Genomic DNA, 12,351 nt, shown 5'->3' with positions numbered 1-12,351 from the left:
AAAATGACGAAAGTGTGATACTATTTTTGCAGATATCAAAAGCTTTAAATAGGAGGATGAGATGCAAGGCAAAAGATTTATCCGAACTCTTAGCTTAAAAAACTTTCTATCCTACGGAAGTGAAGGAGAGGAAATAGAACTTCAACCCCTGAATGTGTTAATTGGTCCCAACGCATCGGGCAAGTCCAACTTGATCGATGCCGTGGGGATTTTACAGTCAACACCCAATGATATAAATACTCCATTTCGGCAAGGAGGCGGTATTGGCGAGTGGCTTTGGAAAGGTGATGAAAAAAATTCCAACAATATTCCAACAGCTACAATCGAGGCAACCGTAGATTACCCTGAAGAAACTATCCCCTTACGCTATCAAATCTCTTTCACGATGGAAGGTCCAAAACTACAAATTGTAGATGAATATGTAGAAAATGAATTAGAATTAGATCCAAATTATGAAGATGTATATTTTTTCTACCGCTATGAAAATGGAAATCCAGTCTTAAATATTAGAAATGTCTCAGCAGAGGGAAAAGGTACATACACTAATAGGAGTCCACGCCATCTTCGCCGTGGCGAGATAAATCCTTCTCAATCAGTTTTGTCCCAAAAACAAGACAAAGATTTTTACCCTGAGTTAGCCTATTTAAACAATCAGTTTTCCAATATCCGTATTTATCGGGAATGGAATTTAGGCAGGTACACGCCACCAAGAAAGCCCCAACCATCTGATTTACCAAATGACTTTCTTGAAGAAGATGCAAGTAACCTTGCTCATGTTTTGAACAATTTAGAATACCAAGGTATTAAACCTTTGCTAATCGAGCAGTTGCAAAAGTTTTACGAGGCAGTAGGTGACATCATAACTAAAATTGAAGGTAGTACAATACAAACATTTCTAAGGGATAAAAACTTCAATCGACCAATTCCTGCTACCCGTTTATCAGATGGTACCCTTCGTTATTTGTGCTTGCTGACTTTACTTTGCCACCCAAGTCCACCGCCCCTGATTTGTATTGAAGAACCAGAATTAGGGTTGCATCCAGATATCTTATCGACTGTTGCTGAATTGCTAATTGCGGCATCTAAAAGAACTCAAATAATTGTTACTACTCATTCTGATGCTTTAGTTTCTGGTTTGAGTGAAGTTCCCGAATCCGTCTTAGTTTGCGAACAGAATAACACAGGCAGTCACTTGCGCCGTCTAGAGCCTCAGCAACTTAAAAAGTGGCTGGAAAAGTACACTCTAGGAGATTTGTGGCGGATGGGACACATCGGAGGAAACCGATGGTAAGGGAGATTCGTATTTATATTGAAGGCATTGGAGATGAAAGTGAAGATGAAAGTACAACAGAAAATATACCTCAACAACGTCCGGGATTTAGGAGTAAAATTCCGGCAGGAAAAGAGACAACAGCGGGGCTGCGAGCGGGTTTTGTTCATCTCTTCAAATAACTCTACGATCTCGCAGAGAGCAAAGGCATAAAAATCCTGTCAATCATGTCTGGATCTCGCGGCGATGCTTGCGAAGATTTCCTAATGAGTATGGAATCTTATCCAGATGCTTTTAATGTTTTGCTTGTTGATTCTGAATCTCCTGTTCCTGAAACTCACACACCTTGGGAGCATTTAAGGAGCAGAAAAGAAGACCAACCTTGGATTTTGGCGACCCAGGGGCGTGATGATGCCTGTTGCCACTTAATGGTACAAACTATGGAGGCTTGGTTTATTGCTGATATTGATGCTTTAAGCAAGTTTTATAAGGGCGGATTTAAAGAAGATTATCTTCACAAAAGGCAGGGAAATCAAAGCGTGGAGAAAGTTTCAAAATACAACCTGAGTCAGTGGCTGAAATCAGCCACTAATAAAACCTCTAAAGGTAAATATCACAAAACACGACACGCTCCCAAACTGTTAGAACTTTTAGATGTTGACAAGGTACGCAAGGCTTCTCCTAGTTGCGATCGCCTTTTCACAACAATAATTACCAAAATCCTAGAAGAGACATAAATACATTGCGTGTATGTAATCCCTATTTACTTGCTATTTTGTAACTTTCTTACCTCTTTGTGTACGCTCATCCCAATTTCCAAAGCCTCATTCAGCAACCGCCCGTATTCAGTCGCCCGATTGCTCACATCCACCGCCATCAAAGCAGCCAAATTACTTTCAATATTAGCAAATAACTCGTAACGGCGGTCGATAAATTGCTGATTTTCCCTGAGAATCCTCTCTGTTTTCAAAGCACAGACTAAACTTTCTCTAGTAATTTTTAATGCCTCAATTGCATCTCCTCGGTTAATTAAATTGGCTTGTAAATTGCCAGCAGCCGTTAGGCGATCGATAATATCTAAAGCCTGAATCACCTCATGATACTTCTCAACTTCATCCAGCAGACCGGCTAGCGTTGCCAGAGGCTTGGCCTTAACCCATTTATAGACATTCCAAGCCACAGTAATCGCCAGCGACAAACCCAAAGTTATTTGTAAAACCCGGACAAATATCTCAGCATCGCTAAATGAACCAACCTTATGTTGATTAGCCAGTAAAGCAATCGGCAGCGAAACAACTAATGTCAGGCAAAATATCAGCAACTCATTCAACAAAAGAGAAAACAGCTTTTTCCCGTCCCGGAGTGCAGCATGTCGGTAAAAATCCGCTGCAAAACCGTCGCTCAAAGCTATTCCGCTCAAATCCTCCAACTCCTTCTCAGGAATTTTTAACTGTTCCAAATCCGCTTGTATCACTCTTTAAAAGCTCCTTAAATTCGGATTAATTACGATCCTCCCAGAGACATAATTGATTGCCACAGACTCATATAAAAATTGCTTTCTCGGTTTCGGAAGAGTTGAAAAGCCATTCCCGACGACCCAAAAAACGGTCTCAGCGTCCATCCCAACTGAGTGCCAACAAACGCATATAGTCCCAACCAAAAGCGCAAAATATTTAGCCTGATGTCTTTGCCTTCGGCATCTTGTTCAGACAGAAAGTGCATTCCTTGATAAATGAAACTTACTCCCAAAAATCCTGTGATTGCCATAATAGCAACATTCAACACTAGAAAAAAATTGTAATTGGTACTGCTCAGAAGAAAAAACAGACTAACAGGTGCAAATCCAAACAACAAAACGCTAATCATCGCCATCGCTGTCATCAACAATGTCAAATACTGCTCAAAAGTTCGTTTTGAACCAAACATGACATTAAAAAAGTAAAGTGTGGGAAAGCAGATAATCAGCGTCAGCAAGTAAAGTGCTGGCAACTTAATTGCTGAAACCAGACATTGCATCCACGTACTAGAGGCACCTAATATCGCTCCGTAAATGGCAAAAAATACGGTACTAGAAATCAACAAACCGAAAATTTTAGATTTGAGCTTGACACCTTGGCGAATTTCTTCGAGAAACTGTTGCCGTTCCCGCAGCAAATACATTACTACTGAAAAATATTTCACGGGCCCTCCTTGTGACTGATGCGACTCCGAATCAGTCATAACTCAAGCTGAGTTCGATCGGCAAGCTTGTCAAATCAGGGCACTCTATGTTAACCAATTGTTCTTGTACCGAGCTCACCACAAGCTCAGATGTGGAGGCGTTTTGAGAGATACTTGCAAACCTCAACGGCTCAAACTGAATACAGTTATGCTTTGTATTCAATTTGTATTCATTTGTCTCCAAATTGTCTCCACAAAGGGCGATCGGGTAGTCATTTGATACTCAGTTGATACTCAGTTTGGTCGTTCCGTAGTCAAATCGTAGTCATTTTGTCTCCAATTTGTATCCAATTTCTAGTCAAGTTGACCCCGCCAAAACCCAAAAAATCAGCAATAAAAAACCTCAAACCGTTGATTTCTCGTTAGTTTGAGGTTTTTATAGGCGCAAGCGGGCAGCGGGAATCGAACCCGCATAATTAGCTTGGAAGGCTAAAGTTTTACCACTAAACTATGCCCGCGCACAGAAACTAAACATACCACAAGTCTCTGGGGATTGCAATAGGCCTGTGCAAAATTTTTGAATACCTCCCCCACACAGGCTGAATCGGGACTTGCGGCCCGATCGCCCCCTCACCCCGAAAATCCCTCTCTCCAATGCTGCGTAAGGCTTTACGGATGGAAATAATCGTAAATTTGCTGCGCCAGACGCGGGCCAATCCCAGAAACTTCTGCCAACTGTTCGGGAGTCGCTAAACGGAGATAGTCGATCGACCGAAAATGTGCCAACAATTGTTTTTGTCGGTGGTGTCCCAATCCGGGAATTTCATCAAGGCGCGATCGCTTCATTCTCTCGCTTCTGCGATCCCGGTGAAAACTCACAGCAAACCTGTGCGCTTCATCTCGCACCCGGCGCAATAATTGTACCCCAGGCTGCTCAGAATTAGTTGGAAGTGGCAAAGATTCCCCCGGCAAAAATATCTCCTCTCGCTGCTTTGCCAAACTGACAACGCGCAACTCTTCTAGCAAATTCATCTCCCGCAAAACAGCCACAACTGCTGACAGTTGACCTTTGCCGCCATCTATCATAATTAAGTCGGGTTTGTCGGAAATAGTATGAGAAACCGATGATAAATTGCTGAGTTCTTCCGGTTCTTCTAACTCGCTAAATCCCTCTTCCATCTTTCCTCTTTCTTCTTCCTTCAATCCTCGGAATCGGCGACCGATAACTTCTGCTAAACTAGCAAAATCATCAGAATGACCCGATTTAATTTCAGGATTTTTAATTTTGTAATGGCGGTAGTGTTGATTGGCCGGCAAACCGTCAATAAATACGACGCGGGAAGCTACGGCGTCAGAACCTTGAATGTGAGAAATATCGTAACCTTCAATGCGGCGAGGAACTTCTGGCAAATCGAGAATTTCTGCTAAATCTTCCATTGCTTGAGAATTGCGATCGCTCAATCTTTGCATTCTCGCCAATTCATACTCAGCATTGCGTTCCACCATCTCAATCAACTCAGCCTTAGTTTGCCGCTGCGGCGTCAAAATCGTAACTTTTCGCCCCTTACGATTGCTCAACCAATCTGCTAATATTTCTCCTTCTGGCAATTCGTACTGCACAGAAATTTCGCTGGGAATTTCTACGGATTCAACATTTTGATAGTGTTCTTCCAACACCCGCTGCAAAATCGCTCCGGCCTCTACCCCCCCTCGTTCCCCCCCTTGCCAAGGGGGGGAGGAAAGAGAAAGTTCAGATAACTCTTGCCCATCTTTTACAAGAGATTGAGATAACTCTTGCCCCCCCGCTTGTAGGGGCGGTGCCCCCGTGCCCGCCCTGGGTTGGGAGGGTATTTCCGCCATAAATCCCAATCTTCCGACCAATTGACCTGCACGAATTTGGAACAATTGGACGCAAGCGTGCTGGGTGTCTGCCGCAAGTGCGATCGCATCTCTGGAAACCGTATCGTCGGGCAAAGACACTTTTTGACCCGCACTCAAAGACTGCAAACCTTTAATTTGATCGCGAATGCGCGCCGCCGTTTCAAAGTTTAAATCTTCGGCTGCCTCTTCCATTTGGGGTTCTAAAATATCGAGTAATTCCTGAGTTCTTCCCTGGAAAATCATCGCTACTTTTTGGATGATTTTATGATATTCCTCCGGCGAAGTTAACCCTTGACAAACGCCAACGCAGCGCCCGATGTCGTAGTTCAGACAGGGACGGTCTTTAAACAGCGGTTGAGGGCGCTGCCGCAGGGGGAAAATTCGCTTAATTAAATGCAGCGTACTCCGCAGCGCCCCTGTATCGACGTAGGGGCCATAGTAGCGGTCTTTGGCACTACCGGCCCGGCGTTTGCGGGTGATAAAAATGCGCGGGTATTCCTCCGACCAAGTTATGCACAAATAAGGATATTTTTTATCATCTTTCAGAAGGACATTAAAGTAAGGTTGGTGCTGTTTTACGAGGTTTGCTTCTAACGCCAAAGCTTCCGCTTCTGTGTCTGTGGCGATGAATTCAATTTCGCGCACTTGCTGCACCATCATCGCGATGCGGGGGCTGAGATTTTGACTTTCGCGGAAGTATGAACGGACGCGGTTTCGGAGTTTTTTGGATTTGCCGATGTAAAGGATGCGATCGCTCTCGTCTCGCATTAAATATACACCAGGAACCGCCGGGATTTCTTTGAGGCGACTTTCTAGGCGTTCCGAGTCTTTAACTAACGGCAGAGTTTTTGTGGATGGCATTGCAAGCTATCTCAGCAAAATAGAGACTGATTGTACACTCTTTTATTTTACCTTAATTGTGCCGATTTTTACTGCTGCTACCGTCGCCAAACCCACCGACTACACTTTAAAATCAGTTACAATATCTGAGATAAAAACTTGCGAGTGCGTTCTTCCTTCGGGTTCTGAAAAAACTCTTCCGGCTTCGCTTCTTCCACTAAAACGCCGCCATCCATCAACACAATGCGATCGGCAACTTCGCGCGCAAACCCGACTTCGTGAGTCACAACCACCATTGTAATTCCCGTTTGAGCCAAATTTCGCATTACATCTAAAACTTCCCGCACCATCTCCGGGTCTAATGCTGATGTCGGTTCATCAAATAACATGATTTTAGGCTGCATGGCTAGAGAACGTGCAATAGCGACCCGCTGCTGCTGTCCTCCAGACAACTGTCCGGGATATTTTTTTGCTTGTTCCAAAATGCCCACTCTTTCTAAGAGTTGCATCGCCACTTCTTCGGCTTTTTTCTTCGGCCAGCGGCGCACCCATACTGGCGCTAGCATGACGTTTTGCAAGACTGATAAGTGGGGAAACAGGTTAAATTGCTGAAACACCATTCCTACTTCGCTGCGAATTGTCTCAATGTTGCGTAAGTCGTGGGAAAGTTCGATGCCGTCGATCGTAATTTTACCTTGTTGGTATTCTTCTAATGCGTTGAATGTGCGAATAAACGTCGATTTTCCCGAACCAGATGGCCCCATCACCACAACCACTTCACCTCGGTTTACCGTCATGCTGACACCGCGCAGTACGTGAAATTGTCCGTACCATTTGTGGACGTTTTCTGCTACGATTACTTGTTCGGGGCCTGTTAGTTGAGTTTCCATACTTTTTTGTTTTTAAACCGCTGATGAACGCGGATGAACGCAGATATTTTTTTACCTTTGACCTACGCCTAAAGTTCGCTCAATTTTGCGGCTGGCTAGGGACATTGAGTAGCAAAATATCCAATAAATGATGCCGACAAATACGTAAACTTCGGCGTATCTGCCGATATAGGATGGATTTGCTAAAACTGCGCGGGATATTCCTATTAATTCTAACATTCCGAATAGAGAGAGCAGGGAAGTATCCATAAATAATCCGATGAATTGACCGCCGATCGCAGGAATGACTATTCGCAGTGCTTGAGGCAGTACAATGAGAATTGTAAGCAGGGGTGTATTGAGTCCGATCGACCTAGCTGCTTCTATTTGTCCCCTAGGCACAGCCTGCAAGCCACCGCGCACGTTTTCTGCCAAGTAAGCTGCACTAAATAACGTTAATCCAGCAATGGCTCTAATTACTCTATCCAATTTCGGATATTCGGGCGGCAAGAAGAGTTGAAGCATCACTTGACCCAAAAACAGAATGCCAATTAATGGTAAACCGCGAATAATTTCAATGTATAATGTTGATAACAATCTCACAACTGGCAAAGAACTTTGTCTCCCTAGTGCTAGCAATACTCCCAAAGGAAAGGAAAGCACAATACTAATAACTGCTAAAAACAGCGTCAATACTAAACCGCCCCAATCATTTGTTGACACTTCTGTCAAACCCAACCCGCCTTTAATTAACCACAAAACTATTGGGAAGGAAAGAACCCAAATTGCAGGCATCCAGTCCATGATTTTTGGGTGAATTTGCCTTCCGATGGCATAGCTGGCGGCGGCTGCGATAATATTTGCTAGCAGGTAAAGGCGAGAGGTTAGGTCGATCGGCGAAATGACCGCACCCACAACCGCAGCACCGAGTATAATTAGTAAAGGCGGATTCCAAAGACGTTCTTGCCGCTGAATGTTTCCCCAAGTTAATCCTCCCAACAAAGCAATTATGGCCGTTACTATCCACAGCCGCCAGTAGGATTCGCTGGGAAATCTGCCGGCGAAAAATAGCGGCAAGTTGGCTTCTAATACGCGCCACTGAGCTTTTGTTGTTGCCCAAACAATAATTCCTTTAATAGTTTGGAAGGCGATAATTAGGCAAACTACTGTCAGAATGCTGTTGTACCAGGTACTAAATAAATTTTTGCGCGCCCAATTCCAAGGGGTAGGCGATTCGGTGGCTGGGGGCGGTAATATGGGGGCAGTTTCCATATAGCGGTTTTCAATCCTATGACGTAGAGTAACAACCAGTTATTTTATTAACCCGCGTAGGCGGGTTTTGTTTGTGTAGACGCGATTTCCAATCGCCCAGGCTAAAAAAAAATCCTACTTATTTTCGCCGATTTATCCAATCTTCTCCACCTGGTAACTGACTTAAATGCTGGGCTAACACTGCGGGTAAATCTTTGGCGGAATGGATATAAGTCAAGTTCAACAACCTCACAGCAGTCTCAATAATCAGGTTTCTATCCATCATCTCTGCAAGTTGAAATTGAGTATAAACACCATTCAATACTTCCTCCGCAGCCTCTGCAATAGCATCCTCAATCACCTCCTCCTCTATAAAACTCTCCCATTCATCAGAATTGATGTAATAAGATGTTTTATTATCTTTAATATTTGCCTTTTTAATTTCTCTGATTGAATTGCGAATCGAACTTGCCCAAGAACCAGTTAATCGCTGTTCAACTTGATTTTTAATCAAGTGAATCAGCAAAACATTTAAAAAAGATTGAATTTGTCGCAAAATTGCCTGTTTGCTCATTCCATCTAACTCATCGACTATTGCCAAAGCATCCGTATACCTTCCTTCCAATATGCTATTTCTCAGAGCTATTAATTCTTGTGTCATTTGATTTCCCTCAAGTTTGATACTAGCAAACCAAAGATAGTTGTTGTTGGTGACTTATTATTGTGTAGTCGTTAAATCAAATTTTTTTGTTTGTCTGTATAAGCTAAAGTCACTGTATGCCATTTGACGCGCTATCCTTTTATTTCCATTAAAATAGATTAAATTTGCCCTATTTATCTTTCCTTAATTTGTACGGTTTTATTGTACCAATTCATGAACAGAGAAACTATCAAACTAATTGTTAGATATGTTACCATGATAATTAACATTGCTTCGATCGCCCTACCGGTCTGATTCAACGTGGGAGATCCCACAACAAAATAAACGTCGGGATAAGCAACCGCAACAGCTAAACTCGAATTCTTAGCTAAATTCAGATACTGACTGGTTAAAGGCGGCACAATCACCCGCAAAGCTTGTGGCAAAATTACCATCCGCATCATTGTTCCAGACTTGAGCCCCAAAGACTTTCCCGCTTCCCACTGGCCTCTGGATACTGACTGAATTCCGGCCCGGACAATTTCTGCAATGTAACTGCCAGTATACAAGCTGAGCCCTGTCACCAAGGCTGCAAATTCTGGAGTTAATTTTAATCCTCCTTCGAGTTGCAATGTTGGTGTCAGGCGGGGGAAATCTAGGCGAAAAGGCAGATTTTTGGTGATAATCCAAGCTAAGATTGCACTTAGCCCGATCGCACCTAGAGCCCAAAACAACTGTCTTCCCGGCTTAGCTTCTTCCACCATCACCCGCGCCCGCCACATCCACAGCGCCACCGCCGCCAAAACTCCGACAGTTAGCAGAATCAACCAAATCTCAAAACCCGGCAAAGCCACCGCTGTTGGTACAGCAATGCCGCGATTTGTCAAGTAAATCGGCCCCCTCATCTGCTGATTGTCTTCGAGTTTGGGCAGGGAAATGAAAACTGCAAAATACCAGAAAAATAATTGCAGCAATAACGGCGTATTTCGCAAAATTTCCACATACAAACCAGCCAAACTCCGCAGCAGCCAATTGTCGGAAATGCGCGCAATTCCTACCGTCAAACCCGCAACTGTTGCGAAAATAATGCCGAGACCCATCACCCGCAGCGAGTTGATTAAACCGACAAAATAAGCTTGTCTGTAAGTATTTTCGGGACTGTAGGGAATCACGCTTTCGCCGATGTCAAAAGATGCTTGGGAATTGAGAAAGTCAAATCCAAATGCAATCCCCAGTTGCGAGTAATTGGCGCCCAGATTGTCCGCGAGAATCGCGATCACAACTATTACTAAAATTAGGGCGATCGCCTGTACGGCAATTTTCCAGAAGCGATCGTCCCGCAGGAGTTTTGATATATCTTTAAAATAGGGAAATTTCTGGGCTTTGCCCGGTTGAGGTTCTGGGTTCATAATTTAAATTATATTTGATAAATCTGCTGGCAAATCCAGGCGAGATTGAGCTTTGGTGCGTGATATCGTTTCCGGTTGCATCGGAATGATTTAACCGCAGAGGGCGCAGAGAACGCAGAGGGAGAGAATGCAGAGATGAATTATTCCGATGCTACCGGATTTGATATGACTTGATAGTTACTCGATTGGCGATCGGGATTTTCACCGTCACGCACCCTACATAGCTTTGGTGCGTGACTGTTAACAGTCAACAGTCAACAGTTAACAGTCAACAGTCAACAGTTAACAGTCAACAGTTAACTAAAATTAGCGGAATGGCGGCGAGTAAAGCAAACCGCCATCTTTCCAGAGTCTGTTTTGACCCCGTTCTAACTTGAGTGTACTTTTGGGGCCAAGGTTGCGATCGTACATTTCCCCGTAATTCCCCACTTTCTTCACAACGCGGACGGCGTAGTCGTTCGGGAGTCCGAAACCTTTACCTAAATCTCCTTCTGTTCCTAGCAAACGTTTGACGCTGGGGTCTGTAGTGCTTGCCACAATTTGGTCTACATTTCCTGAATTAATTCCCAAATCTTCAGCTTCAATCGCCGCAAAAACGATCCATCTCACCGCATCAGCCCATTTAGGATCGCCGCTTTTTACCGCTGGGGCTAAGGGTTCTTTTGACATCACGATCGGCAAAACAACATTATTATCGGGATTCGGCAGAGTTGTCCGCTTCGAGACTAGCTGCGATCGATCGGCAGTAACACCTTGACAGCGACCTTCTTGATAGGTAGCAAAGGTAGAATTCACATCTTCAAACACGACAGGAGTGTATTTAACTCCTATTTTTCGCATTTGGTCAGACAAATTTTGTTCGGTGCTCGTACCTGTCTGCACGCAGATAGATTTGCCCGCAAAATCTTTTAAACTTTTGATGCCGCTGTCTTTTTTGACCATGATGCTTTGAGAGTCATAAAAGATCACCGGGGCAAATTCCAGTCCGGTAGTGCTGTCGCGACTCGCGGTGTAGGTGGTATTTCGGCTGAGAATGTCGATTTCTCCCGCCTGCAAAACTGTAAATCTATCTTTAGCGTTGAGTTTTCGGTACTCGACTTTTTCGGGATCGTCAAATATTGCCGCCGCCACAGCCCTGCACACATCCACATCCAATCCCGAATATTTGCCTTTTTCGTCTACAAAGCTAAAACCCGGCAGTTCGCCGCTGACGCCACAAATCAGTTTGCCGCGGCTGACAATTGTATCTATCCGGCTGGAACCTTGTTGCGAGTTGCCGCCCGCTGCAGTTGTTGCTGTTGTTTGTCCGGTTTGTGCCGATCGATCCCTACAAGACGCCAACGGTGCCACAAACAACACACTTGCTAGTAGCAAAAATCCCCATTTACGCATAGATTTTAATAGAACGCTTTCCTGACAATCCTACCTTGTAGCTGTCAGAACTGTGGCGATCGGCGATCTACACAGCCTCCGGTTTCAAATTAGCCGTTCTGCATCCGGTGCTGCACAGCGGCAAGTGCACCGACTACCCGCCTGTTTTTTTTGAGCAAGCTGGGAGCCCAAAGTTAGAAACCCGGTTTCTGGCTGGAGGGCTGGTCGTCAAACCTAAAATTTATCCCTGAAACCCGGTTTCTTTTCTGCTATTTCTGCCCAGCGCGAGCGATCATCGCCTTTCCCTGGAATATTTATCCGATTTTGATTGAATCCGCTCACCGTAGCTCTGGTGCCAGCCGCTGCTCAGCTAAATCGCGGATTAGGGACAGCCGAGACTGGATGTATTCGTCCAACAAATCTGCTTCTTTGCCATTAAGCGCAGAGTTCGTCTTTAACTGTTTCAGCAGCCACTGTACCAGGGTGGCATCGTCTAAATTGACTAACAGAGTAGCTTGGGTGGTCTCAATTAATGACCAGAGTTGGCGTAACATGACTGGAGTCATAAAACCTCGTTGAGCGTAAATACGCACTTAATGGGCGGGCATAGCGAAAAGCTGGTCTTGGTGTCTCAAGCCGATAGACGAAAAGCACCCTCAT

At 44.4% G+C, this 12,351-nt stretch carries 12 protein-coding genes and 1 tRNA gene; 3 read left to right on the top strand and 10 right to left on the bottom strand.

Annotation, left to right across the window (positions count from 1 at the left end; genetic code table 11):
* Positions 1-61: 61 nt before the first annotated feature.
* From QT990_RS03170 to QT990_RS03160, 3 genes are read left to right on the top strand one after another with little or no spacing between them, the layout of a single operon-like run.
* Complete coding sequence (locus QT990_RS03170) at positions 62-1,291, top strand: AAA family ATPase (RefSeq protein ID WP_333144888.1); 1,230 nt, start codon at positions 62-64, stop codon at positions 1,289-1,291.
* Positions 1,285-1,452 (top strand): hypothetical protein, encoded by a 168-nt coding sequence (locus QT990_RS03165; protein WP_333144889.1) that lies wholly within the window; start codon positions 1,285-1,287, stop codon positions 1,450-1,452. The genes QT990_RS03170 and QT990_RS03165 overlap by 7 nt, the downstream gene beginning before the upstream one ends.
* Before the next feature lie 45 nt (positions 1,453-1,497).
* The gene (locus QT990_RS03160; protein WP_333144890.1) at positions 1,498-2,007 is read left to right on the top strand and encodes a DUF4276 family protein; all 510 of its coding nucleotides are present in this window, start codon (positions 1,498-1,500) and stop codon (positions 2,005-2,007) included.
* Positions 2,008-2,033: 26 nt separating this feature from the next.
* On the opposite strand, the gene QT990_RS03155 is transcribed toward QT990_RS03160, so the two are convergent.
* From QT990_RS03155 to QT990_RS03110, 10 genes are all read right to left on the bottom strand, one after another.
* The gene (locus QT990_RS03155; RefSeq protein ID WP_333144891.1) at positions 2,034-2,744 is read right to left on the bottom strand and encodes a hypothetical protein; all 711 of its coding nucleotides are present in this window, start codon (positions 2,742-2,744) and stop codon (positions 2,034-2,036) included.
* Positions 2,745-2,773: 29 nt separating this feature from the next.
* A complete protein-coding gene (locus QT990_RS03150) occupies positions 2,774-3,451 on the bottom strand; it encodes an actin-binding WH2 domain-containing protein (protein WP_333144893.1) in 678 nt (225 codons plus the stop codon).
* Between the two features lie 426 nt (positions 3,452-3,877).
* A tRNA-Gly gene (locus QT990_RS03145) sits at positions 3,878-3,948 on the bottom strand.
* Between the two features lie 151 nt (positions 3,949-4,099).
* Entirely contained in the window at positions 4,100-6,172 is a 2,073-nt protein-coding gene (gene uvrC, locus QT990_RS03140) for an excinuclease ABC subunit UvrC (protein ID WP_333140988.1), read from the bottom strand.
* Positions 6,173-6,288: 116 nt separating this feature from the next.
* Entirely contained in the window at positions 6,289-7,041 is a 753-nt protein-coding gene (locus QT990_RS03135; protein WP_333140990.1) for an amino acid ABC transporter ATP-binding protein, read from the bottom strand.
* A gap of 51 nt (positions 7,042-7,092) precedes the next feature.
* Positions 7,093-8,292, bottom strand: a complete 1,200-nt coding sequence (locus QT990_RS03130) for an amino acid ABC transporter permease (protein WP_333140992.1) — start codon at positions 8,290-8,292, stop codon at positions 7,093-7,095.
* A gap of 118 nt (positions 8,293-8,410) precedes the next feature.
* Positions 8,411-8,932 (bottom strand): DUF29 family protein, encoded by a 522-nt coding sequence (locus tag QT990_RS03125; RefSeq protein ID WP_333140994.1) that lies wholly within the window; start codon positions 8,930-8,932, stop codon positions 8,411-8,413.
* Between the two features lie 173 nt (positions 8,933-9,105).
* Complete coding sequence (locus QT990_RS03120) at positions 9,106-10,320, bottom strand: ABC transporter permease subunit (protein ID WP_333140996.1); 1,215 nt, start codon at positions 10,318-10,320, stop codon at positions 9,106-9,108.
* Positions 10,321-10,626: 306 nt separating this feature from the next.
* Positions 10,627-11,712 (bottom strand): amino acid ABC transporter substrate-binding protein, encoded by a 1,086-nt coding sequence (locus QT990_RS03115; RefSeq protein WP_333140998.1) that lies wholly within the window; start codon positions 11,710-11,712, stop codon positions 10,627-10,629.
* Positions 11,713-12,029: 317 nt separating this feature from the next.
* Positions 12,030-12,257 (bottom strand): hypothetical protein, encoded by a 228-nt coding sequence (locus tag QT990_RS03110; protein WP_333141000.1) that lies wholly within the window; start codon positions 12,255-12,257, stop codon positions 12,030-12,032.
* Between the last annotated feature and the right edge of the window lie 94 nt (positions 12,258-12,351).

Origin of the sequence: Microcoleus sp. T3_B1 (assembly GCF_036700445.1) — a bacterium.
In the GTDB taxonomy this organism is placed as follows: Bacteria; Cyanobacteriota; Cyanobacteriia; order Cyanobacteriales; family Microcoleaceae; genus Microcoleus.
Note: the sequence above shows the minus strand (reverse complement) of the source record. Positions and strands in the feature narration are given on the sequence as shown.